Consider the following 23,871-nt stretch of genomic DNA (forward strand, 5'->3'; position numbering starts at 1 on the left):
AGCACCCGCCGCCGCTGCGGCACCCGCAGCACCGGCCGACAACGGCACACCGCCCGCGCCTGCCGCCATGGCGCCGGCACCGGCCGCGCGCCGTTTCGTGTCGATGGGCGAACAGCCCTTCCATGACTGACCCAACCGCACAACCTTCAAGGAGACGCATCATGAACATCACTTCGAAGCTGGCGCGGGCGGGACTCTGCAGCGCAATCGCTCTCACGCTGGCCGGATGCATGACGACCACGCCCGAGTACGACAAGCACTTCGGTGAAGCCCTCCGCTCGGTGCAGGCCATGCAGACGCTCAACCCGAATGCCTCGGCCAACACCGACCCGGTGACCGGCGTGGACGGACGTGCCGCCACCGCCGCCATGGATCGCTACAACACGCAGTTCGTCAAGCCGTCGGCCGATGTCAGCGCCTTCACGGTGGGCGTGGGATCGGGCAGCAGCCTGAATTCGCAGGACCGCTAGATCGCACTACGCAAGAACGCAGAAAGAGGAAAGCGCGCCGCCGCCCGCGGCGCGTCACCAGACGCTCACAGGAGCCAGGCCATGGCCAAGATCGCTCTCGTATCCGCCGACGAATCGCACCTGCAATACCTCGCAGGGTTGATTGCACAGGCCACCAGCCACGTCGTTCAGCGCACGTGCGCCGCTCCGGCCCAGGCACTCGGGCAGCCGGGGCTTGCGCAGGGCGCGGATCTGCTGATCCTCGAAGCGGCCAGCTTCAGCACCGACGACATCCAGCAACTGCGTCGCCTGACGACGGACCGCCCAGACACGCTGTGCATGCTGCTGACGGAGAACCCGTCTGCCGACCTGCTGATGCGTGCCATGCGCGCTGGCGTGCAATGCGTGCTGCCGTGGCCGCCCGACGCGCACGAGTTTCGCGACGAGCTGCAGCGCTGCACGAGCCACGCGCTGTCCGGTCCGCGCAACGAAGGCCAGGTGCTGTCGTTCCTGTCGTGCAAGGGCGGCAGCGGCACCACCTTCACCGCGGCCAACTTTGCTCACGTGCTGAGTGCACGGCATGGCAAGCACGTGCTGCTGGTCGATCTCTGCCAGCAATACGGCGACGCCGCCTTCCTGGTGACGGACCAGACCCCGCCGGCAACGCTGGCCAATGTCTGCAACCAGATTGACCGGCTCGATGCCGCCCTGCTCGATACCTGCGTCACGCATGTCGGCCCCGACTTCGACGTCCTGTCGGGCGCTGGTGACCCGATCAAGGCCGGCGAGATCAAGGCGATGCATCTGGAACGCCTGCTGACGCTGGCTGCATCCATGTACGACGTGGTGGTGTTCGACCTGGGGCAGGACATCAACCCGGCGTCGATCCTGGTGCTGGATCACAGCAGCGCGATTTACGCCGTGCTGCAACTGAACCTCGCCTACCTGCGCGCCGGCCGCCGGCTGATGGAGATCTGCAACTCGCTCGGCTATCGCGCGGAGCGGCTGAAGCTCGTCGTGAATCAGTACGACAAGCGCGTGCCGTTCACGCAGAACACCATGGAAAGCGCGTTCGGCATGCCCGTCGCGCATGTGCTGCCGTATGACCCGACCCCGGTGCGCGACTCCGTCAACCAGGGCCGGCCCGTGCTGGAGGTGGCCGAGAACAGCCAGATCAGTCGTGCGCTGACGGACATGGCGCGCCAACTGTTTCCTGCCACGCAGCCCCAGCGCGACGGCCTGCTGCGCAAGCTGTTCGGCCATGCCAACCAAGTGCCGGCGCCCGTGCGCGCCTGACGCGTGCCTAACCCATCGATCGATCGCGTGGAGCCCATCATGTCATTGCGAGAACAACTCTTTCAGCAAGCCGGCGAGGCGCTACCGCAACGCGTTGCGTACGCCAATGGCTCGAACGGCCACACCAGCGCGGCCTATCAGCAGGTGGCGCAGGATGTGCACCAGATCATCATCGACCGCGTGGAACTGAGCCGCCTGCAGCAGCTCACGCCCGAGCAGATCAAGCGCGAACTGGCGCAACTGGTCGAACGCATCGTCGACGAAGGCAAGCACCAGCTCAATGAGAGCGAACGCCGCCGCCTCGTCTCCGACGTGCAGGACGAGATGCTCGGCTACGGCCCCCTCGAACCGCTGCTGGCCGACCCGACCGTCTCCGACATTCTCGTCAACACGCACAAGTACGTGTACGTGGAACGCCGCGGCAAGCTCGAGCTGACCAGCGTGACCTTCCACGACGACGCCCACCTGATGCGCGTGATTGAAAAGATGGTGTCGCGCGTCGGCCGCCGCATCGATGAATCCAGCCCGATGGTCGATGCGCGGCTGCCCGACGGCTCGCGTATCAACGCGATCATTCCGCCTTCGGCGATCGATGGGCCGCTGCTGTCGATCCGGCGTTTTTCCGTCAACCCGCTGACGATCCAGGACCTGGTCAACTTCCGCACGATGACGCCGGAAATGGCGCAACTGCTCGATGCGATGGTCAAGGCCAAGCTGAACATCCTGATCTCGGGCGGCACGGGCAGCGGCAAGACCACGTTGCTGAACATCCTGTCGGGCTACATCCCGGCAAACGAACGCATCGTCACCATTGAAGATGCGGCCGAACTGCAACTGCGTCAGAACCATGTGCTGCGCCTGGAAACGCGCCCCGCCAACATCGAAGGCCGTGGCGAGATCACGCAGCGCTCGCTGGTGAAGAACGCACTGCGGATGCGGCCCGATCGCATCATCCTCGGCGAAGTGCGCGGTGCAGAAGCGCTCGACATGCTGCATGCGATGAACACCGGACACGAAGGGTCGCTCGCCACGATCCACGCGAACACGCCGCGCGATGCACTCACCCGGCTCGAAAACATGGTCAGCATGGCGGGCCTGCAACTGCCGCCCAAGACGATGCGCCAGCAGATCACCTCGGCGCTGACGGTGGTGGTGCAGGTCACACGCCTGACCGACGGCAATCGCAAGCTGGTGAGCGTGCAGGAAATCACGGGCATGGAAGGCGAAGTCGTGAACATGCAGGAGATTTTCACCTTCCGCCGCAAGGGCATCGACGCGGACGGCCGCATCAAGGGCCACTTCTGCGCGACGGGCGTGCGGCCCAAGTTCTCGGAACGTCTGCAGGCTTTCGGCATCCATCTGCCCGAAACGCTGTACGACCCCTCGGTGCAATACGAGGTCTAAAGGAGAACCGACATGGACACCATGGTGATCGGTTTCACGCTCTCGGTTTTCGTGGCCATCGTGCTGGGCGTATCGGGGGTGTATCTGTGGTGGGACAGCCGCCACAGCCAGACGGCGAAACGCCTGAGCCAGCGGCTGAAGATGGCCCTGCTCAGCAGCGCACGGCACGGCGCCGACGAGAGCATCCTCAAGCAGCGCGTGCTGGCGGAATCGCCGGAAGTGGCGGCACTGCTTGGCAAGCTGCCGCGCGTCAACCGGCTCGACCTGCTGTTGCTGCAATCGGGGCTGGATTGGTCGGTCGCGCGGTTTCTGGCACTGACGCTGATCGTGCCGGTGGCGGTGGTTATCGGTATCTCGGCGCTCAATCCGCCCTGGGTGGCCTCGGTTGCGCTGGCCGCGGCGGGTGCCTCGCTGCCGCTGTTCTATGTACTGCATCGACGCACGCGCCGACTGATGAAGCTCGAAGCGCAGCTGCCGGAAGCGACCGACCTGATCAGCCGTGCGCTGCGTGCCGGCCACTCGCTGCCGAGCGCGCTGGAAATGGCCGGCGATGAACTGCCGCAGCCGATCGGCGCAGAACTGGCGATGGTGTTCGGCCAGATCAACTACGGCGTCACGCTCAATGACGCGCTGGCCGGCCTGATCGACCGCGTGCCGGTGGACGACCTGCGCTACCTGGTGATCGCCATCCTCATCCAGCGCGAATCGGGCGGCAACCTGGCCGAGATCCTGGACAACGTCGGCTCGCTCATCCGCAAGCGGCTGCAATTGCTCGACAAGGTGCGCGTGCTGTCGGCAGAAGGCCGGCTCGGGGGCTGGATCCTGACCGCGCTGCCGCCCGGCATGGCAGTGGTGGTCTACCAGTTGAACCCGGAATTGATGTCCACGCTGTGGAAAGACCCGACCGGCATTCACATGATGTGGACCGCCATCGTGATGACCTGCGTGGGCGTGTTGTGGATCCGCCAGATCGTACGCATCCACATCTGACACGACATCAGCGCCACAGCGCACAGAACAGAATTCGGAGGCGGGGGCAACCCTGAACGGACATGCAGATCGCACAGACAGTCTTGCTTGGCGGCACGTTCATCATCGTTTTTGGCGCGGTGCTGGTGGCGCTCAATGTGCTGCGGCCGAGTGCGCTGCAGCGGCGTCTCGGGCAAATCGACCGTGAAGCGCCGAGCCTCGTGCCGCAGGACACCTCCAACAACTGGCTGCACAAGATCAGCCAGATCGCCAAGCCGCTCGCCAAGGCGTCGCTGCCCAAGGACGGCTGGGACGCGTCCGACCTGCGTACGCGCTTCGTGCATGCCGGCTGGCGCTCGCCGGATGCACCTGCCATCTACTTCGGCATCAAGACGCTGCTGGCGATCGGGCTGCCGCTGTTGCTGTCGATGGCGTTGCTCGGCCGCTTCGATGCCAACCACCAGAATGAGTTCCTGAGCGTGCTGTTCGGCGCCGCACTGCTTGGCTTTTACTTGCCGAACATCGCGCTGCGCATGAAGATCCGCCGCCGCCAGCGCGACATCTTCGAAGCGTTTCCGGACAGCCTGGACCTCATCATGGTGTGCGTCGAAGCGGGCCTCGGGCTGGATGCCGCCGTGCTGCGTGTGGTGGAAGAAATGCGCACCGCCCGCCCCGCGCTGGCCGAAGAGTACGAACTGCTGACACTTGAATTGCGTGCCGGCCTCGCCCGTGAAAAAGCGCTGCGCAACCTGGCCGCCCGCACCGGCGTCGAAGACGTCAGCATGCTGGTGGCCATGCTGATCCAGGCCGACCGCTTCGGCACCAGCGTGGCGGAATCCCTGCGCGTGCATTCGGACATGCTCCGCACCAAGCGCCACATGCTGGCCGAAGAACGCGCCGCCAAGATCGGCACCAAGATTCTCTTCCCGCTGATCTTCTGCATCTTCCCGTCGCTGTTTGTCGTGCTGCTGGGCCCTGCCGCCATCCAGGTGATCGGCGCACTGCGCTCGGTCGCGGCCCAACAGTAAGTCGAAGTCAAACAGCGGACCCGCCATCGCTTCAAGGAGACCATCATGCGCTCCCGTGCCTTTCAACGTAACGCGCACCGCCCTGCCCGCACGCGCAAGATGCGCGGCGCTGCCGGCGTCGAGTTCGCCCTGGTCTTTCCGATCCTGCTGCTGGTGGTGTTCGGCATCGTCGAATTCGGTGCGGCGTGGTACGACAAGGCCGTCATCACCAACGCGAGCCGCGAGGCGGCGCGGGCGGGCGTGGTGTTCAGCTCGCCGGCGCCGACGAGCACCAAGATCCAGAGCGTGGCCACCAACTACTGCCAGAACCGACTGGTCACGTTCGGCGCCGCCTCCAACTGCACGGTCGGCGCAGTCACCACGTGCTCGGCCACCGGTAACCCGCTCACCGTCACGGTGTCGTACACGTTCACCGGCCTCGTGCTGGGCAAGCTGGCGCCGTTCACCGGATCACTGGCGATGAGCGCGCAGACCACCATGCTCTGCGAGTAACCCGCAGCTCCTGCACTGTGCGAGGTATGCCATGACCAAGCGAGCCCTTTCTCTACGGCAACGCGGCGCGGTCGGAATGATCGCCCCGATGTTGCTGGTCGTCTTCCTGTCGGTCGGTGCCATCGCCGTCGACGTCGCGCACCTGTATGTGGTGCGCAATGAGCTGCAGAACGCCGCAGATGCCGCCGCGCTGGCCGGCGCCGCGGGCCTCTTTCCAGCCAACCCGACGCCGCAATGGAGCAACGCCGTCACCAAAGGCAGCAACGCTGTCACGCTGAATGCGTCCGACGGCAAGACCCTTGCCACTGGCACCGTCACGGCCGGCTACTGGAACCTGACGGGCTCCCCCGCCGGCATGCAGGCGCAAACCATCACGCCGGGTACCAACGACGTGCCGGGCGTGCAGGTCACCATCGCCCGCAGCTCAGGCAACAACGGCGGGCCTGTCGCTGGCTGGCTCACATGGGTGTTTGGTGGCGGCACGGCAGACATCCGCGCCACGGCGGTCGCCGTCATTGCCGCGCCCGGCAGCGCCAATCCTGGCGCGCTCTTTCCGGTGGCGCTCAACAAGTGCCTGTTCGATCTGTACTGGAACTACACCACCAACCAGCCGCTGCTCGATCCGTCGACCGGCAAGCCGTACGTGATCGACATCGACGCGAGCTACCCCGCAAGCAGCCCGACCTGCGCCAGCGGCGAGTGGACCGGCTTTGGTGGCGCCACCGATGCCAACACCGAGAAAGGCCTGGTCACGAGCGGCAACCCGACCACCATCAATATCGGCGACACCATCAACATCTCCACCGGCGTGAAGACCAGCGTCTACGACGCCATTCCCGCGCTGCCCTATACCGTGACGATGCCCGTGGTGGCCAACGTCGTCCCCGGTTCTAGCTCGCCGGTAGTCGCGTTTGCCGGCTTCACCATCACGAAGATCTTCACCAACGGCACGCACTCCTACCTCGAGGGCAACTTCACGACCAACACGAAGGTCAGCGGCGGCGGTTCCGGCACCAACTACGGCGCTTACGTGCCACCGCGCCTCGCGAACTAGGCATGCAGACCATTCACGAGGAAAGCGCCATGGGCCAGTCGTCACAACCCGAACACGAGCCGCCGAAGGCCGATCGCCACTGGATCAACGCCAACACGGTGCGCAAGAGCAGCAAGCTGATGCTGGCGGTGTTCGTGCTGATCTTCGCGCTGGGCGCCTGGGTGACGAACGGCTTCACCGATACGCGCATCACCGGGCCGGCGTCGGACTTCTCGGTGTTCTGGGGCGCCTCGCACATCGCCTTGCACGAGCATCCGCTGCACGCTTACGACATCGACAAGATCATGGTGGTGATCAACCAGTACGGCACGCTGGAAGCCGGCAGCGAGCGCATTCTGCCGTGGCTGTATCCGCCGACCTTCCTGCTGGTGGTGCTGCCGTTGTCGCTGTTGCCGCTGTGGCCGAGCTACCTGCTCTTCATGCTGGCCACCGGTTGGCTCTATGTGAAGGCCACGGTCGGGCTGCTCGGCGACAAGGTCGATGCGCGTCAGCGCGCGTGGATGTCGGTGGTCAGCTCGCCGGCCGTGTTTGTGACGGTGCTGATGGGGCAGAACTCCATGCTTACCGCCGGGCTGGCCGCTACGGCCGTGGCGTGGCTCGACAAGCGGCCCGTGTTGGCGGGTGTGGCCGTTGGCCTGCTCGCCATCAAGCCGCAACTCGCGCTGCTGTTTCCGGTGGTGCTGCTCGTCACCCGCGCATGGAAGACGATGGCCAGCGCGGCAGTCACCGCCGTGCTGTTCGCGGCCATCAGCATTGCCGTCTGCGGCTGGGACACGGTGCCCGCCTTCTTTCAGAGCGCGCACTGGGCCGAGACCAACCTGGTCGAACAAGGCGGCACCGCGTGGTATGTCATGCCAACGTTCCTGGCGGCGGCGCGTGCAGCCGGCATCGGCATCAAGCTGGCTTACGCGATCCAGATGTCGACGGCCATGCTGGCGCTGCTGGCCACCGCCATCGTGTGGCGCCGCACGGCAGATACGGGCCTGCGTATTGCAGCGCTGGCCACCGCCACGCTGCTGATCTCGCCGTATGTGCGTGCGTATGAGCTGACTTGGCTGGTCGTGGCGATTGCAGGCTACGTCGGCCATGGCATTCGCTTCGGCCTATCGAGCATGGAGCGCGGGGTACTGGTTGCGGCGTGGCTGCTGCCGGTGTTCGAGTTCACCAATCCGCTCTTTCATCTGCCACAGGTCGGGCCGTTCTTCCTGGCGGCGATGATGGCATTGATCGTGCACCGAACGCTCACGCACGCACGGGTGCACACCGCTGCCAAGCCCGCCCTCTCAGCCGTAGCAGGCGTGCCGGCAGCGGTCAACACAAGCACCGGCGCATAACCATCGACAGACCAGCCATAGGTCTGCACGCCGTCATCAAAGTTTGGGGGAAGTCATGCAGCCGAACCATCAAGACCCACACGACACGCCACTGCTTTCCCTCGTCGTGCCGTTCTACAACGAAGGCGATGCGCTGCATCTGTTCTTCGCCCGCGTGGTGCCGATCCTGGAAGCGATCGACAGCATGCACTTCGAGATCGTGTGCGTGAACGACGGCAGTGCAGACGACACGCTCGCCAAGCTCGTCGCCGTATCGCAGGCCGACGCCCGCATTCGTGTGGTGGACCTGACGCGCAATTTCGGCAAGGAAGCCGCACTCACCGCGGGGCTGGACGAAGCACTTGGCGATGCCGTCATCCCCATCGACGCCGACCTGCAGGATCCGCCGGAGCTGATCCCCACGCTGGTCGCGCACTGGCGCAAAGGTGCTGAGGTCGTGCTGGCGCAGCGCGCCAACCGCGCCTGCGATTCGTTCCTCAAGCGCGTGACAGCCGCCGCTTATTACCGCATCCACAACCGCCTGTCCGACCTGAAGCTGCCCGAAAACGTGGGCGACTTCCGGCTCATGGACCGCGCCGTGGTCAACGCGCTCAAGCAACTGCCGGAGCGGCACCGCTTCATGAAGGGCCTGTTTGCATGGGTCGGTTTCAACACGGTCATCGTGCAGTACGAGCGTGAGAAACGCAGCGCGGGCACGTCAAAGTTTTCCGGCTGGCGGCTCTGGAACTTCGCGCTGGAAGGCATCACGAGTTTCAGCACCTTGCCGTTGCGCAGCTGGACGTACCTTGGCGCGCTGGTTGCCGCGCTGGCCTTCTGCTATGGCGCTTTCATCATCCTGCGCACGATGATCTTCGGCGTGGTGGTGCCGGGCTACGCCTCGGAGCTGTCGCTGATGCTGTTCTTCGGCGGGTTGCAGATGATCGGTCTGGGAATGATCGGCGAATACGTCGGCCGCATCTATGACGAAGCGAAGGGCCGCCCCATCTACTTGGTCAAGCGCCGCTATCAGGAGCGCCGCCCGCGCAGCCGCGTCCCGAGCGTCAACAACCGGCAGGTGATCCCGATTGCGAGCGCTCGCCCGCGCCAGCCGCAAGGAGAACGCCAGCGCAGCCACGCGGCACGGCGCTGATGCCGACCGGAGACGCATCATGCGACATGCAGAATCGAGCGTCATGAACGCATTGGCAGGCGTGCTTCCGCTGCCGGATCGCATGTTGCTGATCCGCGTGTTCCGCTTTGGGGTGTCTGGGGTCGTCGCCACCGGCGTGCATGTGGCGATCGCCACGGCGCTGATCAGCGGCGTCTCGGCAACGCAGGTCACCGCCAACGGCGCCGCGTTTGTCTGCGCCAATGTGTGCTCGTACCTGCTCAATGCCCTGTGGAGTTTTTCGGCCAAACCGGCGCGCGCCAACTTCCTGCGCTTCTACGCCGTCTCGCTGTTGGGCCTCGCGCTGACGCTGGCAATTTCGTGGTGCGCGCAGACATTGGGCCTGAGCTATTGGGCGGGGCTGGCGGGCATCCTATCGACGGTGCCACCGCTAACCTTCATGCTGCACCGGTTCTGGACGTTCCGCTGACGCAGCTGCTTGCTCCGGGTCAGTCGGCGTCGCCGCTGTCGCTGCCGCCGTGCGTGCGGTCGAAGCGGCGCAGCGTGTCGATGCGCTCGCGCGTAAGCGGGTGCGACGAGAAGAACGCCGAGGCGTCGTCATCGCTGGCGGCGTCGGGCTTCTTGGCGGCATCTGCCTTGCGCGTGCCGCCGTGCGTGTCTTCCAGCGCCTGCAGCACATCGGCAAACGCGCCGACGGACAAGCCGTTCTCCTGCAGCAGCAGCGCGGCATAGCGGTCGGCATCGCGCTCGTAGTCACGCGAATAGCGCAGCGTCAGCAGAGCCGCCGGCACGCCCGACAGGATCGTCGAGACATCGCCAAACAGCAGCGCCGCCGTTGCCCCGATGGCCGACGACTGAATCACCTGCCGCAACCCGTGGCGATATTCAACGTGCCCAGCCTCATGCGCCAGCACACCCGTCAGGCCATCGCCCTCGCCCACCAGCTTGACCAGTGCGTCGGTCACGACGATGTCGCCGCCGGGCAGCGCAAAGGCATTGGCGCCGATGTCGGCATCCCGAAACACGATGTGATACGTATGCGTGGCCTGCGGCGGCCTGTGCAGCGCTGCAAACCGTGCGCGGATGCGGTCCTGCTGCGCGACGGGCAGCTTGCTGGGCCGGAGCCAGCGTTCGTCCATGGCTTTGAGCGTGCTGCGCCCCAGCTGTGCCTCGGCGCGCTGCGGCACCATATTGGCCACCACCTTGGCGCCCCACGGCAAGCCGTAGCGATACCCCAGCGCCAGCACCACCACCATGGTCAGCAGCGCGCCCAACGCCAGCTTCCAGCTGTTCTGCGCCAGCACGACCCACCCTTCGCGATAGCCGGTGCGATGCAGCAGCGCATTCAGCGAGGTTTGCTCCGCCGGGTCGTTGACCTCGCAGAAGGCGCCGTCCTCGAACGTAATCAGACGCGGAGCATGCTTGACGCGCTCCGAGACCCGCAGCGTAGACAGCGGCGCACGGCGCAGTGGCGTCCCCTCGGGGTCGAACAGCACCGCCTCGCCCGCCTCGACGGCAAGGCGCACGGGTTGCGCGCGCGAGGTACGGCCGTCGAAGTAGGTCGCGAGAATCACAGCGGGGTGCCTTTGCCTTGCAGCGCGTTTACAGCGCGATATCGATGTCGTACCAGTCCACCGTGGCGTCGCCCAGGGCGCTTACCTTGGTAGTCTCGCCGGCCACGAAGGTGTCGAGCGAGCCCGACGCAAACATCGTCACGGATTCCAGCTTGTAGCGTGCAGTGCGCACACGTGCAAACGGCGTGAACAGGCCGACGGTGATCACGATCATCACCGCGTTCGATACGAAGATCCAGAACAGCTTGCCAGCACCCACCTGGCTCTGAAAGCGGTGCGCGCCCAGCGTCGTGTTGCTCCACACCAGGTTCTGCAGGCGCGACAGGACGTACGGCGTCAAGAACAGCATCGCCGCATACATGAACAAGCCGATGACGATGAAGCCGAAGATCTGACCAATACCAGGCGCACGATGGAACGACACCCCCAGCAGCAGCGACAGCACACCAGCCACCACAACGGCCAGCACCGCCAGACCGAATGTGCGCAGATAGACGCCGTAGAAATTGCCCGGCGTGGCCGAGAAATCAAACGGCACGGTGCCGAAGCGCGTGTTCTTGTGCTGATAGCGCTTGAAACGCTGATGCGCCAGCGGCGCCAACAGGTACAGCGAAAACACGCTCAGGATCGGCCACACCAGGAACACCATGTAGCCCTCGGCATCCTTGCCCGTAAAGGCGAAGCGCAGCCCGCGGTAGCTGGAGTTGGCCATGCGGAAGCGCAGCGAGCGTACGAGCAGCCACGGGAACGCAGCCGCCATCAACGCAAGCAGTACCAGCCCCACCGCAGCTGACGAATGGCCGAGCAGGTTGAACGCCAGCGCCAGCACGAAAATGATCGCCCGGCCCTTGAGAATGGCGATCGGGCTGCCGTGATAGTCGAAGCTGGACCCGGCCAGCTGGGTGTTGCGATAGAAATACTGCAGCGTGCGCACCTTTGCCCAGGCCGAATAGATGCCGAGCGTGACGATGGTCAGCAGCAGGTTGATAATCCAGATGCGGAAGTATTCCGAGCCGCTGCCGATAAAGCGCAGCCGCAACGGTTCCGGCGCAGCTGGAGCGGGGGCGCCGCCCAGGACGGACTCGCGTGCGATGTCGTTCATCTGTTTTCCCTTCCCTGAGTTGTTGTCGTGCCCCGCTTCAGGACGCGTATCGATATTCAACGACGCTGAGGCTCGCGGGTGGGCCGATTGTAGCGAAGCACACTGCATTGCTGCGTTAACACCGTCTTAACAAATGCAGGCAACAAAAAACCCCGAGGGCTCGCACCCACGGGGTTTTTTGCTTGGAACAGCCATCCCGGAGGATGCCGGGCCAGGGCCGGTACGGCAAATTACATCATGCCGTCCATGCCGCCCATGCCACCCATGCCGCCCGGCATTGCCGGAGCTGCATCGTCCTTCGGCAGTTCTGCCACGGCGCAGTCCGTCGTCAGCATCAGCGAAGCGACCGAAGCGGCGTTCTGCAGCGCGGTGCGGGTCACCTTGGTCGGGTCCAGCACGCCCATTTCCACCAGGTCACCGTACTCGCCGGTGGCGGCGTTGTAGCCGTAGTTGCCCGAACCTTCGATCACCTTCGACACCACAACCGAAGCCTCGTCGCCAGCGTTGGTGACGATCTGGCGCAGCGGCTCTTCCATGGCGCGCAGCACGATCTTGATGCCGGCGTCTTGGTCAGCGTTGGCACCCTTCAGACCGGAGATCAGTGCACGGGCACGCAGCAGTGCAACACCGCCACCTGCCACGATGCCTTCTTCCACGGCAGCGCGGGTCGCGTGCAGAGCATCTTCCACGCGGGCCTTCTTTTCCTTCATTTCGACTTCGGTGGCAGCACCAACCTTGATCACGGCAACACCGCCGGCCAGCTTGGCCACGCGCTCTTGCAGCTTCTCACGGTCGTAGTCCGAGGTCGCTTCTTCGATCTGGGCACGCACTTGCTTCACGCGGGCTTCAATGTTGCGGGCATCGCCTGCGCCATCGATGATCGTGGTGTTTTCCTTGCCGATTTCAACGCGCTTGGCTTGGCCCAGATCGTTCAGGGTTGCCTTTTCCAGGGTCAGGCCGACTTCTTCAGCGATGACCTGGCCGCCCGTCAGGATGGCGATGTCTTCCAGCATGGCCTTGCGGCGGTCGCCGAAGCCCGGAGCCTTGACGGCAGCGGTCTTCAGGATGCCGCGGATGTTGTTCACCACCAGCGTTGCCAGGGCTTCGCCTTCGACGTCTTCAGCGATGATCAGCAGCGGACGGCCAGCCTTGGCCACTTGTTCCAGCACCGGCAGCAGGTCGCGGATGTTGCTGATCTTCTTGTCGAACAGCAGCACGAACGGGTTGTCCAGCTGAACAACTTGCTTTTCCGGGTTGTTGATGAAGTACGGCGACAGGTAGCCGCGGTCGAACTGCATGCCTTCCACGACGTCCAGCTCGTCGGCCAGCGACTTGCCGTCTTCCACGGTGATCACGCCTTCCTTGCCGACCTTGTCCATGGCTTCAGCGATGCGCTGGCCGATGGATTCGTCGCTGTTGGCCGAGATGGCGCCAACTTGAGCGATTTCCTTGCTGGTGGTCGTCGGCTTGCTGATCTTCTTCAGCTCTTCAACAGCGGCCGTCACGGCCTTGTCGATGCCGCGCTTCAGGTCCATCGGGTTCATGCCGGCGGCAACATACTTCATGCCTTCGCGCACGATCGACTGGGCCAGCACCGTTGCGGTGGTGGTGCCGTCACCGGCGTTGTCGCTGGTCTTGGAAGCGACTTCCTTGACCATTTGCGCGCCCATGTTCTGCAGCTTGTCCTTCAGCTCGATTTCCTTGGCGACCGACACACCGTCCTTGGTCACGGTCGGGCCACCGAAGCTGCGCTCCAGCACCACGTTGCGGCCCTTCGGGCCCAGGGTCACCTTCACTGCGTTGGCGAGAATGTTCACGCCTTCGACCATCTTGGCACGTGCGGCGTCGCCGAACACTACGTCTTTAGCTGCCATCTTGAGAATCTCCGAGATCTTTGGATGTTGCCCGCGCGCTCAGTCAGCGGCGCCGGCAATGAGGATTGGGTTACGGGTAAGCGGTGCGGCGCAGCGCGTGCTTACTTTTGCACCACGGCCATGATGTCTTCTTCGCGCATGACCAGGACTTCCTGACCATCCACCTTGACGCCCTGGCCGGCGTACTTGCCGAACAGCACGCGGTCACCGACCTTCACGTCCAGCGCAATCGCATTGCCCTTGTCGTCTTTCTTGCCCGGGCCGACGGCCAGCACTTCGCCTTGATCCGGCTTTTCAGCGGCGGCGTCAGGGATGACGATGCCCGAAGCGGTCTTGGTTTCGTTGTCCAGGCGCTTCACGATCACGCGGTCGTGCAAAGGACGCAGGTTCATACACAACTCCTCAATGCAAAGTGAGTGTTTATTCACAAAACGCGCCGCAGAACGCGGCGCCTCGGGAAAGCATCGGGGACTGGAGGTTTGTTAGCACTCCTGTCCGGCGAGTGCTAATTATAGGGACGGGGTATTACGATTTCAAGAACGGGGGGAGCAGAAGTTTGTTGTCGAGATTCACTCAATCTGGAACTTTGGTCACTCAATTTGGAACTCTCGAGCGTGGGCAAATATCTTCAGACCAAGAAATTCCTTGTATTTCAGTCAGTTACGTGGTGTCCGCTAGACCTCAAACGGATATCCAGCCCCCGACCCGACGCAGATTTACGGGAAAGCTGGCAAGCGAAACAGGCCCGCGGACGCGCTACCCCGTGAAGAGAGAGGGGACAATCGGCGCAGCGGAACACCGCGCAGGCCCGCATCTACACCCCCTGTAGTGATCTTGCCGCCGCTTCGGGTGGCTATGTGGGAGCACTCAGGTCCTCCAAACTTTGATATCCCTCCCGACCGGATGGCCAGCAGTCGCGCGTTTGTCATCGAGCAACTGGCGGACATGATGGAGAGCAAGTCCACTGTGACACCCACCACGCAGCCTTGGCAAAAGGAGACGGCGTGACGAGGCACATCGCCAGCTGATTCCGTGGCTCAGATGGGCGACAAGCGAAATGCACTTGCCCCGGGCAAACTCAAATCGCCACGTTACCCTGCGCGCAATCGCTCCACCAGCAACCGGAATGCGGCGGAGTTGTTTTTGCGGGTGGGGTAATACAGGTGGTAACCAGAGAACGGTGGGCACCAATCCTCCAATAGCCGCACGAGCCGGTCGCTGTGAATCATCTGTGCAGCGTGGTCCTCAATCAAGCACGCAATGCCATGCCCATCGGCCGCCGCAGCGAGGATCATGTCGGGGTCATTGAAGACAAGTTGCCCGCCCACGCGCACCTTCAATTCCTGGCGTCCCTTTCTGAATTGCCAGGCATAGAGCCCGCCGCTGCCGGGCAGACGGAAATTGATGCATGCGTGCTGCGCCAGGTCCCGCGGCGTTTTCGGGATGCCGTGACGGGCAACATACTCAGGCGCCGCGACAACAGCCAGACGCAGGTCGGGGCCGATTCTGACGGCAACCATGTTGTCCGCAACGAGTTCACCCAGCCGGATACCCGCATCAAACCTGTCACGCAAGAGATCGCGCAGCGCGGCGTCTGTGCTGACCTCAACCTCGACGTCTGGGTAGTCGGTCGCAAACGTGCGCAGCGCGGGCCATAGCAACGCGGTTGCGGCGTGCCGGGGCGCGGTGATCCTGATGCTTCCGCTCGGGGTCTCGCGCAACGATCCGACTGCACCAAGGCTTGCGTCGATGGCTTCGAAGGCCGGTTTCAGGCCTTGCAGAAACACTTCACCCGCTGCAGTCAGAGCAACGCTGCGGGTAGTGCGGGTGAGCAGGCGCACGCCAAGCCGGGTTTCGAGCCGCCGCAAGGTATGGCTGAGCGCAGATTGCGACGTGGACAGTCGCGCTGCCGCCCGGGTGAAACTTTTCTCTTCTGCAATTGCGACGAAGGCGTTCAGGTCGATCAAATCATCGCGTTCCATCGTAGGCCGCCCACATTTATGAATGGCCAATATAGCTGTTTTGTATTTTTATCTCTTAATTTCAACAGTGCGGGCAACGACAATGGTTACGTAGAAGCCAATTGACCGAGGATGGCGTCAGCACTTGGCGAGCGTCCTCCAAATAAGGAGCCCTCCGTATGAACAACGTCTCACGCCGCACGTTCCTGGCGCGCACGACACTGGCAGCAGCTACCGCGTATGGCGTTTCAAGAAGCGCAGCAGCGGAAAAGGCAGTTGCCGCAACCACAGCCTCTGTTGCATCCGCGACTTCGCATCCCATGGCCCAAAACACTGCACCGGCTGTGTACAGACATGCCGTAGGCGAAATCGAATTGCTTTCTGTCACCGATGGGTCGGTCACGTTCCCACGCAGGGATGACTTTGTTTCCAACATCCCGCCGGCGACGGTGGCACGCGCGCTGCATGAGGCATTTTTTCCTACCGATGCCATCACGCTGACCTTCACGCCTGCTGTGGTGAAAACGCAAGGGCAGCTTGTCGTCATTGACACCGGGTTGGGCGAGGCGGCATTCCGGCAGAGCCGTGGCGTAGGCGGTCAGTTCCACACCAACCTGGCGGCGGCCGGCCACAGTGCGGCGGCGGTCGACAAGGTACTGATCACCCATTTCCATGCGGACCACATTGGCGGCTTGGTGACCGCAGACGGGAAGCCGGCGTTTCCCAACGCCGAGATCTGGGTGTCGGATGCCGAATATGGCTTTTGGATGGACTCCGCGCAGATGGCCCGCGCAACGTCAGAAGGCATGAAGGCAAACTTCGAGCGCGCCCGTCGCATATTTGGAATTCTGGGCAACAGCGTGAAGCAGTTCCAGCCCAATGCAGAAGTCGCCCCAGGTGTCACAGCCTTGGCGACACACGGTCATACACCGGGGCACACGTCGTTCGTTGTGGCATCGGGCACCGACAAAGTTCTGATCCAGGGGGATGCGACCACGCACCCCGCGCTATTCATTCGCCACCCGGGGTGGCACGGCGCCACAGACATGGACCCCGCCATGGCAGAGAAGGCGCGCCGCACGCTGTACGACAAGGCTGTGGCGGAAAGGATGCTGGTGCACGGGTTCCACTTCCCGTTCCCAGCGCTCGGCCATCTGGTACAAGATGGTGACGGCTACCGGATGATCCCGGTGATGTGGAATCCGCCACCCCTATCGCCATCAGCGTGACTGCCGTTCCTTACTTGCGCGGCGCGCCATCGGCCTCTACGGCAGGGCGCCACGCAAAGGCCTCCCCGGCCGTCGCGACCGTACCGATACCCGGATACGGAAAGTGCGGTGCAAAGATGGTTTCGTGAGACGCCGCAAGCCGTGTCAGCGTTGCCCGGCGGTTGTCCTTGGCGACTTGCGGCTCGCTGTCAAAGCCCATCGTCCATTCCGGCTTCTGCAAGGAGATGATGGCGCTGTGGGCGGCGTCCCCGATGTCGAGCAGACGGCTGCTGCCCGAGACGATCTCATAGCCCACATGCCCGGGCGTATGTCCTTTCAGCGGAACGGACGTGATGGACGGCGTCACCTTGGCCCCGGTGTCAAACGGCGTGACTTGCGGCCCAATGGCCTTGGTAAGTTCCGCCATGCCGGGCTGCTTCTGCAAGGCGGCCCAATCGATGGACGAGAACCAGATCTTTGCGTGAGGGAACGCGGATTCGCCCGCATCGGTTAGCAGCCCGCCGATATGGTCCGGATGCGGGTGCGTGATCAGAACATCGGTGACCTGCGCGGCAGTGACGCCGGCCAGCTTGAGACTTTCAAGCAATACGCCCCCGACCTTGGGTCCGAGACCTGTGTCGATCAGCACGAGATGTGAGCCATCGCGGACGAGCAAGGCATCGACGGGCAGCGTGATCTGGTCGGTAGGTGCCTGGGCGGCTTTCAAGACCTCAGCTACGGCGCTCGGGCCAACATCGGCGCCAAAGATTGTTCCGTCATTGGGAAGCACGTAGACACCGTCGGCAAGCGACGTCACGCGGAGCGCCCCAACCTTGAACTGTGTTGCGGCTGGGGCAGCGGGACCCGGCCCACCAGCAGCAATGGCTCCAACAGGTACCAACAGGGCCGCCATTGCGGCGCTAAGCAGTGCATTGAGCTTCATGGTTGTCGTTTTCAGTAGGTTGGCGAGTCTGTATTCGAAATCTTTCGGTACGGCTTACACGGCTTTGGCGTCGGGCGCCCATGTCGCTGAAAATTCGCCGGCACGAAGCGCGGGCGTGGCCGCGACGATGGTGTAGTCGACCAGCTTGTGCACGTGGAACGAGTCTTTCTCGAGCATGGCATCAAGCTCCGCGCGGTTGTCGCAGGCGGCCAGCACAAAGCCACCGGTTCGCGGCTCCAGTGGTCCGGCCACGAGAATCCGCCCTTGTCTGGTGTACTCGACGAGCCAATCGCGATGGGTATCGAGATGGCTTTCCACCTCTTCCATCGGGCGGATGTAATTGAGCGTGATGGCATACAGCATGGATTCAATCTCCAGGGGTATCAGGTTGCGGAAGAATCTGGACGACGCGGCTCGCTTGAACCGAGTCAAAGCCCGGTGGGGTAAGCGGCCTCTCGTACGCTGGCGTGCGCCGCGCTCAAGGATTCGCTGCGCGCGTCTGCGCCCCGGGAGAGCCGCTCAGCGCGTACAAAACGGACATCGACAATGCCTAGAAAGCCGAACACCGCGCTCAGATAGGCTTCTTGAAAGTCCATGATTGCGGCAGGCCCAGCCGAATACATGCCGCCGCGCGTGGAGGCAACGATCACGCGCTTGCCCTCGATCAGGCCCACCGGGCCGTTCTCGGTGTACTTGAACGTGCGGCCGACCTGGGCCACCCGATCGATCCAGGCCTTCAACTGGCTGGGCACCGAGAAGTTGTACATCGGCGCGCAACAACAATCACGTCACTGGCAAGCAGTTCCTTGACCAGCATTTCAGAGCGTGCGTGTTCAGCTCGGATGGCGTCATCGAAGTCACCCACGCCTGGGCTGCGGAAGCCGGCGGCGATGGCACCGTCCAGATGCGGGATGGGCTCGCGTGCGAGGTCCCGATGGACGACCAAGGCCGTCGGGTTGTCGCGGCGCAGTTCGTCCGTGATGGCGGCGCTCAGGACACGCGACGCAGACGCGTCGCCAAGGATGCTGGAATCGAGGTGCAGGATTTGCATGACGTCTCTCCGAAAAGATGTGGGGATGGACGTCAAGATAGGGGGACGGCGTTTGCGCAACTAGGGGCGTGTTTCGCTACGGAGCGTCCTATGAATGAGACAATCCTGGCTCACCCAAGCCATCGTTTTCGGAGCACTGTCGTGGAGGATCTCAACGATCTCGTCATGTTTGCCGCTGTGGTTACGCAGGGCAATTTCTCCAGTGCTGCGCGGGCGCTTGGCATCCCGAAATCTCGGGTCAGCCGCTGCGTGGCGGAGCTGGAGGAACGGCTTGGTGTGCGGCTACTGCAGCGCTCGACGCGCGCAGTCCGCGTGACTGACGTGGGTTCGGCTTTCTATGCGCACTGCGAGGCCATCACGCAGTCGGCGCGGGCCGCGATGGAAGTGGCAGAGCGCGCGAGCGACAAGCCATCAGGGCGGCTGCGTGTCAGTTGCCCAGTCGGCGTTGCGCATATCTTTCTCGCCCCTGTATTGGCCAAATTTCTTGAGGCCCATCCGGATGTGCGGCTGGAGCTTGATCTGACCAACCGGCGCGTCGATGTCATTGCGGAAGGCTACGATGTCGCCTTGCGCATCCGGTCCACGCTGGATGACTCGGAGTTGGTGCTGCGCAGCTTTGGGTTAAGCGAACAGGTGCTTGCAGCCAGCCCAGCTTTTGTGGCGAAGCACGGCCCGTTGGATTCCGTCGATGCGCTGGAAGGTGTCAATGGCGTCGGGCCTGGCGGTGCGCGTGGCGAGTCCGCCTGCTGGGAGCTGACCGGTCCGGATGGTGCCGCCAAGGAAATCCGCTACAAGCCGGCATTGGTGACGGACGACGTCTATCTGCTGGAGCAGATGGCGATTCGTGGTGCGGGCGTGGCGCAGTTGCCGGTCGACCTGTGCGCACAGGCCATTCAAGATGGTCGTCTTGTGGTGCTGCTGCCGGAGTACCGCATGCCGGCACACCAGCTTCACGCAGTCTTTCCCTCGCGTCGCGGTCTTGTGCCGGCTGTGCGCGCGTTCATCGAGTTCCTGGCCGCTGAGTTGCCGGTCATGACGTCACATGCGTTCCGACATCACGAGGATGCCAACGAGCCAGACACGCCGTGAGGAAGCAATGAAGGCCCGGGCTCACGCCTCGCGGCCTTCATTGTCGGCTGGGTTCAACGGTGCGCTTCTTTGGCGGCGCGGTCGATCAAGTTAGCCACTGCGCCAGGATGCGACACCAGCGACATATGGCTCGACTTCAATGAAGTCACGCGAGCCCCGATCTGTTGGGCCAGCTCGCGCTGCACGGGTGTCTTGAGCGCGTGGTCTTCTTCGGTTACGAGATACCACGTCGGCTTGCCGTGCCATGCCGCACGAGACACCTTGCCCTCAAAGGCGGAGACAGAAATGGGCACCTGCGTCGCGGCAAGAATGCGTGCACGAGGCTCAGGCACATCGCCCGCCATGACATTGCGATAGGCTACCGGGTCGTCAAGCCAGATAAGGCCTTCCGTATCGGGCTTCAAACCATCCATGGGCGCCTTCAACCGCGTGAGCAAGTCGGATACGGACTCTCCACTATCCGGTACGAGCGCCGACAGGTAGACGATGCCTTTGACGTTGTCGGCGTTCCCCGCTTCCGTCACCACGGCGCCCGCATACGAGTGCCCCACAAGAATGACATCGCCCGACTGCCGCGCAAGAACACGCCGGGTGGCGGCAACGTCGTCTGACAACGACGTCAGCGGGTTCTGAACAGCGGTGACGTGGTAGCCCTTGCGCTGCAAGGCCGAGATGACCTCTGACCAACTGGAGCCATCGGCAAAGGCGCCATGCACCAGGACGATATTTCGGATCGGGCTACCCACTTCTTTTGCCTCGCTCGCTAGGGTGAAGAGGCTCGCCATGAGCCCGACAAAGATTGCAGCGGATTTGAGCCACCGGCTCTGGGGTACTTTCATAAGTCGCTCTCGCTCGTTCTATGAAGGGAAAAATTCAGTCGGCCTGTGTGTCTAATGCTGAGAGAAAAGCCTGCCCAAGTAGGCACGGACGTCACGGATCGCCGCATCTCTCGCCTGGGCGTTGGCCCCAACATGGGGGTCCAGTTGCACGCACGCATCCTGGAAGCTGAATTCGGATTGCGTGGCGACGTTGATCAATGTCCCCTTTGCGTCTTCTGCAATCTGGCACGCGCGGACAGTTTGCGATCCCTTGGCAACCGTGGGTGCCATATCGAACGGCAGATCGAATGCATGATGCGCTTCCGGGTACACCGTCATCACAACGTCTTTGCCCGCCTTGCGCAACCGCTGTACATAAGCAGCGCACTGTTGGGGCGGGTCGTAGTCATCATCGGCGCCATGGAACTCTCGGATCGGAGCGTCTATGTCAGTGTCATTCTGGTAACGCGTCATGCAGTCCGGATAAAATGGAATGTATGCTTGGAAGCGCGCACCGCTCGCATTCCATAAGCGATGAAGCCGACGCATCGCCGCATACAGCGTGGTCTGCCCTCCGCGTGAGAACCCCATCAGAACAATCCTGTCGGGGTCAATTCGCGGATGGTGCGCGAGCACGGAAAGCGCGCCATACGCATCGATGATGAGGTTCAACCTACCGAGTTGGCTTTGGTCCCGACTCGTCGAAACGATCCCCCGCCCCGTGAAGCCGTCGATAGCGAACGTGGCGATGCCCATGGCGTTAAAAATGCGCTCCCACATCTCGATGTTGGGGCCAATGCCGCTGGAACCGTGAATGAGCACCACTACCGGTTGACGCCCGCCTGCCTGGGCCAGGCGCAGCACACCCCCCACCGTTACCGGCTTTCCATCTTTGCTGCCGGTCAAGACCTGGGTGTCCGACAGCGTGAGGGACGGAATTGCATGCACTTCAACATGCGCCGCGATATCACCGCTTTGTGCCTGTGATGTGGTGGCCCAGCAGCACAAGAGGAGCGCGAAAACAGTCAACCACTTCATTGCATCTCCCCTCCTGACGTCAGCCTTCTGTTTTGAGCGTCCCGCGCGAGATTTGGTCGCGCTCCAACGACTCGAACAGCGCTTTGAAGTTGCCTTCGCCGAAACCTTCGTCGCCCTGGCGTTGAATGAATTCAAAGAAGACCGGCCCAAGCACGGTTTGAGAAAAGATCTGCAGCAACAGGCGAGGTTTCCCGCCGGAAGTACTGCCATCCAGCAGGATGCCTCGCGCCTTCAACTGCTCGATGGGCTGCCCATGATTCGGCAGGCGCGCCTCCAGTGCTTCATAGTAATAGTCGTTCGGCGCAGTCATCAACGGCACGCCGGCCAACTGCAGCTGATCGATGGTGTCGATCAGGTTGCCCGTCAGCAGCGCGATGTGCTGAATGCCTTCTCCATTGAACTGCAGGAGGAATTCTTCGATCTGGCCGCTGCCCCTGGACGATTCTTCATTCAGGGGAATCCGGATCTTCCCATCGGGCGCCGTCATCGCCCGCGACGCCAGCCCTGTGTATTCGCCTTGAATGTCGAAGTATCGAAGCTCTCGGAAATTGAACAATTTTTCGTAGAAGGCCGCCCAGAACGCCATGCGCCCACGGTAGACGTTGTGCGTCAGATGGTCGATGCGCTTCAGTCCATACCCTGTTGGGTGCGTATCCGCGCCTTCGATGAATTCGAAGTCGATGTCGTAGACGGACTTGCCGTCTTCAAACCGGTCGATGAGGTAGATCGGCGCACCGCCGATGCCCTTGATGGCAGGAAGGCGCAACTCCATGGGGCCCGTCGGAATGTCGATCGGTTGGGCACCGAGTTCGAGCGCGCGGTTAAACGCTTGATGGGAATCTCTGACACGGAATGCCATGCCGCACGCGCTAGGCCCGTGTTCAGCCGCGAAGTAGGCAGCCAGGCTTTTCGGCTCACGGTTGACGATGAAGTTGATCTCCCCTTGCCTATAAAGAAGAACATCTTTGGAACGATGTCGCGCGACGAGGGTAAAGCCGAGCGTCTCAAACAGCGGCTCGAGGGTGTTTGGCGTCGGGGATGAGAATTCCACAAACTCGAATCCCATCAAGCCCATCGGGTTGCTAAAAAGATCTGCCATCAGCGTTCTCCATGAGTTTGCTGTTTGCTGTTTGCTGTTCACCCGGCTGCGCTTGCGAGCTCCGGCACCACGGTGTTCAGATCACCCACGAGGCCGTAGTCCGCCACCTGGAAGATCGGCGCTTCCGGATCCTTGTTGATCGCCACGATCACCTTCGAATCCTTCATGCCGGCCAAGTGCTGGATCGCGCCCGAGATACCGACGGCGATGTACAGCTGCGGCGCGACGATCTTGCCCGTCTGGCCGACCTGATAGTCGTTCGGCACGAAGCCGGCGTCCACTGCCGCGCGCGAGGCGCCCAGCGCTGCGCCCAGCTTGTCGGCCAGCGGCGTCAGCACCTTGGTGTAGTTCTCGCCCGAGCCCACGCCACGGCCACCGGACACGATGATCTTCGCGGCGGTCAGTTCCGGGCGGTCGCTCTTCGTCACTTCGCGCGAGACGAATTGCGAGATGCCGGCATCAGCCACGGCAGTCAGGTTTTCGGTAGCAGCGGAGCCACCGGTGGCGGCAGCGGGGTCGAATGCCGTGCCGCGCACGGTGATCACCTTCACCTTGTCGGTCGATTGCACGGTGGCAATCGCGTTGCCGGCGTAGATCGGGCGCTCGAAGGTGTCCGGGCCGTCGACCTTGGTGATGTCGGACAGCTGGGCCACGTCCAGCTTGGCGGCCACACGCGGCAGGATGTTCTTGCCGTAGGCGGTGGCGGGCGCCAGGATGTGGCTGTAGTTACCGGCAACGGCCAGGGCCTGCTCGGCGACGTTCTCGGCCAGGCCATCGGCAAACTGCGGGGCGTCGGCTACCAGCACCTTGGTCACGCCGGCGATCTGCGCGGCGGCCTGTGCAGCCGCGCCGCAGCCAGCGCCGGCCACCAGCACATGGACGTCACCGCCGCATTGGGCGGCGGCCGTCACGGTATTCAGCGTCGCGGCCTTGATGGATTGATTGTCGTGTTCAGCAATAACGAGTGCGGTCATCTTGAT

The 23,871-nt window shown here is 63.1% G+C and carries 23 protein-coding genes and 1 pseudogene; 12 read left to right on the forward strand and 12 right to left on the reverse strand.

Going from position 1 to position 23,871, the window contains the following annotated elements; all coding sequences use genetic code 11:
- The first annotated feature begins 161 nt into the window (after positions 1-161).
- The 10 genes from FUT88_RS22705 (at position 162) to FUT88_RS22750 (ending at position 9,603) form a co-directional block, all read left to right on the forward strand.
- Positions 162-470, forward strand: a complete 309-nt coding sequence (locus FUT88_RS22705; RefSeq protein WP_147218598.1) for a hypothetical protein — start codon at positions 162-164, stop codon at positions 468-470.
- Between the two features lie 81 nt (positions 471-551).
- Positions 552-1,745, forward strand: coding sequence for a CpaE family protein (locus tag FUT88_RS22710; protein WP_147218600.1), 1,194 nt, complete (start codon positions 552-554; stop codon positions 1,743-1,745).
- 39 nt (positions 1,746-1,784) lie between these two features.
- Positions 1,785-3,149: a CpaF family protein gene (locus FUT88_RS22715; protein WP_102064658.1), complete on the forward strand. Its 1,365-nt coding sequence runs from the start codon at positions 1,785-1,787 to the stop codon at positions 3,147-3,149.
- 12 nt (positions 3,150-3,161) lie between these two features.
- Positions 3,162-4,139 (forward strand): type II secretion system F family protein, encoded by a 978-nt coding sequence (locus tag FUT88_RS22720; protein WP_147218602.1) that lies wholly within the window; start codon positions 3,162-3,164, stop codon positions 4,137-4,139.
- A gap of 62 nt (positions 4,140-4,201) precedes the next feature.
- Complete coding sequence (locus tag FUT88_RS22725; protein ID WP_147218604.1) at positions 4,202-5,146, forward strand: type II secretion system F family protein; 945 nt, start codon at positions 4,202-4,204, stop codon at positions 5,144-5,146.
- Between the two features lie 45 nt (positions 5,147-5,191).
- Entirely contained in the window at positions 5,192-5,638 is a 447-nt protein-coding gene (locus FUT88_RS22730) for a TadE/TadG family type IV pilus assembly protein (RefSeq protein ID WP_147218606.1), read from the forward strand.
- A gap of 31 nt (positions 5,639-5,669) precedes the next feature.
- On the forward strand, positions 5,670-6,692 hold the full coding sequence (locus FUT88_RS22735; protein ID WP_147218608.1) for a TadG family pilus assembly protein: 1,023 nt from the start codon (positions 5,670-5,672) through the stop codon (positions 6,690-6,692).
- Positions 6,693-6,721: 29 nt separating this feature from the next.
- The gene (locus FUT88_RS22740; protein ID WP_147218610.1) at positions 6,722-8,026 is read left to right on the forward strand and encodes a glycosyltransferase family 87 protein; all 1,305 of its coding nucleotides are present in this window, start codon (positions 6,722-6,724) and stop codon (positions 8,024-8,026) included.
- 55 nt (positions 8,027-8,081) lie between these two features.
- The gene (locus FUT88_RS22745; protein WP_147218612.1) at positions 8,082-9,155 is read left to right on the forward strand and encodes a glycosyltransferase family 2 protein; all 1,074 of its coding nucleotides are present in this window, start codon (positions 8,082-8,084) and stop codon (positions 9,153-9,155) included.
- Positions 9,156-9,174: 19 nt separating this feature from the next.
- Complete coding sequence (locus FUT88_RS22750) at positions 9,175-9,603, forward strand: GtrA family protein (RefSeq protein ID WP_147218614.1); 429 nt, start codon at positions 9,175-9,177, stop codon at positions 9,601-9,603.
- A 19-nt stretch (positions 9,604-9,622) separates the two neighbouring features.
- On the opposite strand, the gene FUT88_RS22755 is transcribed toward FUT88_RS22750, so the two are convergent.
- The 5 genes from FUT88_RS22755 to FUT88_RS22775 all read right to left on the reverse strand — a co-directional run bounded on the left by FUT88_RS22755 (position 9,623) and on the right by FUT88_RS22775 (position 15,666).
- Positions 9,623-10,708, reverse strand: a complete 1,086-nt coding sequence (locus FUT88_RS22755) for a M48 family metallopeptidase (protein ID WP_147218616.1) — start codon at positions 10,706-10,708, stop codon at positions 9,623-9,625.
- A 28-nt stretch (positions 10,709-10,736) separates the two neighbouring features.
- Entirely contained in the window at positions 10,737-11,810 is a 1,074-nt protein-coding gene (locus FUT88_RS22760) for a YjgN family protein (RefSeq protein WP_147218618.1), read from the reverse strand.
- 230 nt (positions 11,811-12,040) lie between these two features.
- Entirely contained in the window at positions 12,041-13,684 is a 1,644-nt protein-coding gene (groL, locus tag FUT88_RS22765) for a chaperonin GroEL (RefSeq protein ID WP_147218620.1), read from the reverse strand.
- Positions 13,685-13,785: 101 nt separating this feature from the next.
- Positions 13,786-14,076, reverse strand: a complete 291-nt coding sequence (gene groES / locus FUT88_RS22770; protein WP_009238929.1) for a co-chaperone GroES — start codon at positions 14,074-14,076, stop codon at positions 13,786-13,788.
- Positions 14,077-14,775: 699 nt separating this feature from the next.
- Entirely contained in the window at positions 14,776-15,666 is an 891-nt protein-coding gene (locus tag FUT88_RS22775; RefSeq protein ID WP_147218622.1) for a LysR family transcriptional regulator, read from the reverse strand.
- Between the two features lie 158 nt (positions 15,667-15,824).
- Here FUT88_RS22775 and FUT88_RS22780 point away from each other — a divergent pair, with 158 nt between their 5' ends.
- A complete protein-coding gene (locus FUT88_RS22780; protein WP_147218624.1) occupies positions 15,825-16,874 on the forward strand; it encodes an MBL fold metallo-hydrolase in 1,050 nt (349 codons plus the stop codon).
- 10 nt (positions 16,875-16,884) lie between these two features.
- On the opposite strand, the gene FUT88_RS22785 is transcribed toward FUT88_RS22780, so the two are convergent.
- From FUT88_RS22785 to FUT88_RS22795, 3 genes and pseudogenes are all read right to left on the reverse strand, one after another.
- Positions 16,885-17,796: an MBL fold metallo-hydrolase gene (locus FUT88_RS22785; RefSeq protein WP_147218626.1), complete on the reverse strand. Its 912-nt coding sequence runs from the start codon at positions 17,794-17,796 to the stop codon at positions 16,885-16,887.
- Positions 17,797-17,850: 54 nt separating this feature from the next.
- On the reverse strand, positions 17,851-18,159 hold the full coding sequence (locus tag FUT88_RS22790) for a YciI family protein (RefSeq protein ID WP_147218628.1): 309 nt from the start codon (positions 18,157-18,159) through the stop codon (positions 17,851-17,853).
- A gap of 65 nt (positions 18,160-18,224) precedes the next feature.
- A pseudogene (locus FUT88_RS22795) lies at positions 18,225-18,847 on the reverse strand (FMN-dependent NADH-azoreductase).
- 141 nt (positions 18,848-18,988) lie between these two features.
- On the opposite strand from FUT88_RS22795, the gene FUT88_RS22800 reads away from it, so the two are divergent.
- The gene (locus FUT88_RS22800) at positions 18,989-19,936 is read left to right on the forward strand and encodes a LysR family transcriptional regulator (protein ID WP_147218630.1); all 948 of its coding nucleotides are present in this window, start codon (positions 18,989-18,991) and stop codon (positions 19,934-19,936) included.
- A gap of 53 nt (positions 19,937-19,989) precedes the next feature.
- On the opposite strand, the gene FUT88_RS22805 is transcribed toward FUT88_RS22800, so the two are convergent.
- The 4 genes from FUT88_RS22805 to FUT88_RS22820 are packed head-to-tail and all read right to left on the reverse strand — an operon-like array spanning position 19,990 to position 23,865.
- Complete coding sequence (locus FUT88_RS22805; protein ID WP_147218632.1) at positions 19,990-20,775, reverse strand: alpha/beta fold hydrolase; 786 nt, start codon at positions 20,773-20,775, stop codon at positions 19,990-19,992.
- A gap of 51 nt (positions 20,776-20,826) precedes the next feature.
- The gene (locus FUT88_RS22810) at positions 20,827-21,792 is read right to left on the reverse strand and encodes a dienelactone hydrolase family protein (RefSeq protein ID WP_147218634.1); all 966 of its coding nucleotides are present in this window, start codon (positions 21,790-21,792) and stop codon (positions 20,827-20,829) included.
- 19 nt (positions 21,793-21,811) lie between these two features.
- The gene (hppD, locus tag FUT88_RS22815; protein WP_147218636.1) at positions 21,812-22,891 is read right to left on the reverse strand and encodes a 4-hydroxyphenylpyruvate dioxygenase; all 1,080 of its coding nucleotides are present in this window, start codon (positions 22,889-22,891) and stop codon (positions 21,812-21,814) included.
- A 38-nt stretch (positions 22,892-22,929) separates the two neighbouring features.
- Complete coding sequence (locus FUT88_RS22820; protein WP_147218638.1) at positions 22,930-23,865, reverse strand: electron transfer flavoprotein subunit alpha/FixB family protein; 936 nt, start codon at positions 23,863-23,865, stop codon at positions 22,930-22,932.
- Between the last annotated feature and the right edge of the window lie 6 nt (positions 23,866-23,871).

Source organism: Ralstonia sp. TCR112, assembly GCF_007997035.1.
Lineage (GTDB): Bacteria > Pseudomonadota > Gammaproteobacteria > Burkholderiales > Burkholderiaceae > Ralstonia > Ralstonia edaphi.

What these genes read in the sequence shown, in the direction of transcription:
- FUT88_RS22705 (WP_147218598.1), top strand. Translation starts at nt 162, where the DNA reads ATGAACATCACTTCGAAGCTGGCGCGGGCGGGACTCTGCAGCGCAATC.
- FUT88_RS22710 (WP_147218600.1), top strand. Translation starts at nt 552, where the DNA reads ATGGCCAAGATCGCTCTCGTATCCGCCGACGAATCGCACCTGCAATAC.
- FUT88_RS22715 (WP_102064658.1), top strand. Translation starts at nt 1,785, where the DNA reads ATGTCATTGCGAGAACAACTCTTTCAGCAAGCCGGCGAGGCGCTACCG.
- FUT88_RS22720 (WP_147218602.1), top strand. Translation starts at nt 3,162, where the DNA reads ATGGACACCATGGTGATCGGTTTCACGCTCTCGGTTTTCGTGGCCATC.
- FUT88_RS22725 (WP_147218604.1), top strand. Translation starts at nt 4,202, where the DNA reads ATGCAGATCGCACAGACAGTCTTGCTTGGCGGCACGTTCATCATCGTT.
- FUT88_RS22730 (WP_147218606.1), top strand. Translation starts at nt 5,192, where the DNA reads ATGCGCTCCCGTGCCTTTCAACGTAACGCGCACCGCCCTGCCCGCACG.
- FUT88_RS22735 (WP_147218608.1), top strand. Translation starts at nt 5,670, where the DNA reads ATGACCAAGCGAGCCCTTTCTCTACGGCAACGCGGCGCGGTCGGAATG.
- FUT88_RS22740 (WP_147218610.1), top strand. Translation starts at nt 6,722, where the DNA reads ATGGGCCAGTCGTCACAACCCGAACACGAGCCGCCGAAGGCCGATCGC.
- FUT88_RS22745 (WP_147218612.1), top strand. Translation starts at nt 8,082, where the DNA reads ATGCAGCCGAACCATCAAGACCCACACGACACGCCACTGCTTTCCCTC.
- FUT88_RS22750 (WP_147218614.1), top strand. Translation starts at nt 9,175, where the DNA reads ATGCGACATGCAGAATCGAGCGTCATGAACGCATTGGCAGGCGTGCTT.
- FUT88_RS22760 (WP_147218618.1), bottom strand. Translation starts at nt 11,810, where the DNA reads ATGAACGACATCGCACGCGAGTCCGTCCTGGGCGGCGCCCCCGCTCCA.
- groL (WP_147218620.1), bottom strand. Translation starts at nt 13,684, where the DNA reads ATGGCAGCTAAAGACGTAGTGTTCGGCGACGCCGCACGTGCCAAGATG.
- groES (WP_009238929.1), bottom strand. Translation starts at nt 14,076, where the DNA reads ATGAACCTGCGTCCTTTGCACGACCGCGTGATCGTGAAGCGCCTGGAC.
- FUT88_RS22775 (WP_147218622.1), bottom strand. Translation starts at nt 15,666, where the DNA reads ATGGAACGCGATGATTTGATCGACCTGAACGCCTTCGTCGCAATTGCA.
- FUT88_RS22780 (WP_147218624.1), top strand. Translation starts at nt 15,825, where the DNA reads ATGAACAACGTCTCACGCCGCACGTTCCTGGCGCGCACGACACTGGCA.
- FUT88_RS22785 (WP_147218626.1), bottom strand. Translation starts at nt 17,796, where the DNA reads ATGAAGCTCAATGCACTGCTTAGCGCCGCAATGGCGGCCCTGTTGGTA.
- FUT88_RS22790 (WP_147218628.1), bottom strand. Translation starts at nt 18,159, where the DNA reads ATGCTGTATGCCATCACGCTCAATTACATCCGCCCGATGGAAGAGGTG.
- FUT88_RS22805 (WP_147218632.1), bottom strand. Translation starts at nt 20,775, where the DNA reads ATGAAAGTACCCCAGAGCCGGTGGCTCAAATCCGCTGCAATCTTTGTC.
- FUT88_RS22810 (WP_147218634.1), bottom strand. Translation starts at nt 21,792, where the DNA reads ATGAAGTGGTTGACTGTTTTCGCGCTCCTCTTGTGCTGCTGGGCCACC.
- hppD (WP_147218636.1), bottom strand. Translation starts at nt 22,891, where the DNA reads ATGGCAGATCTTTTTAGCAACCCGATGGGCTTGATGGGATTCGAGTTT.
- FUT88_RS22820 (WP_147218638.1), bottom strand. Translation starts at nt 23,865, where the DNA reads ATGACCGCACTCGTTATTGCTGAACACGACAATCAATCCATCAAGGCC.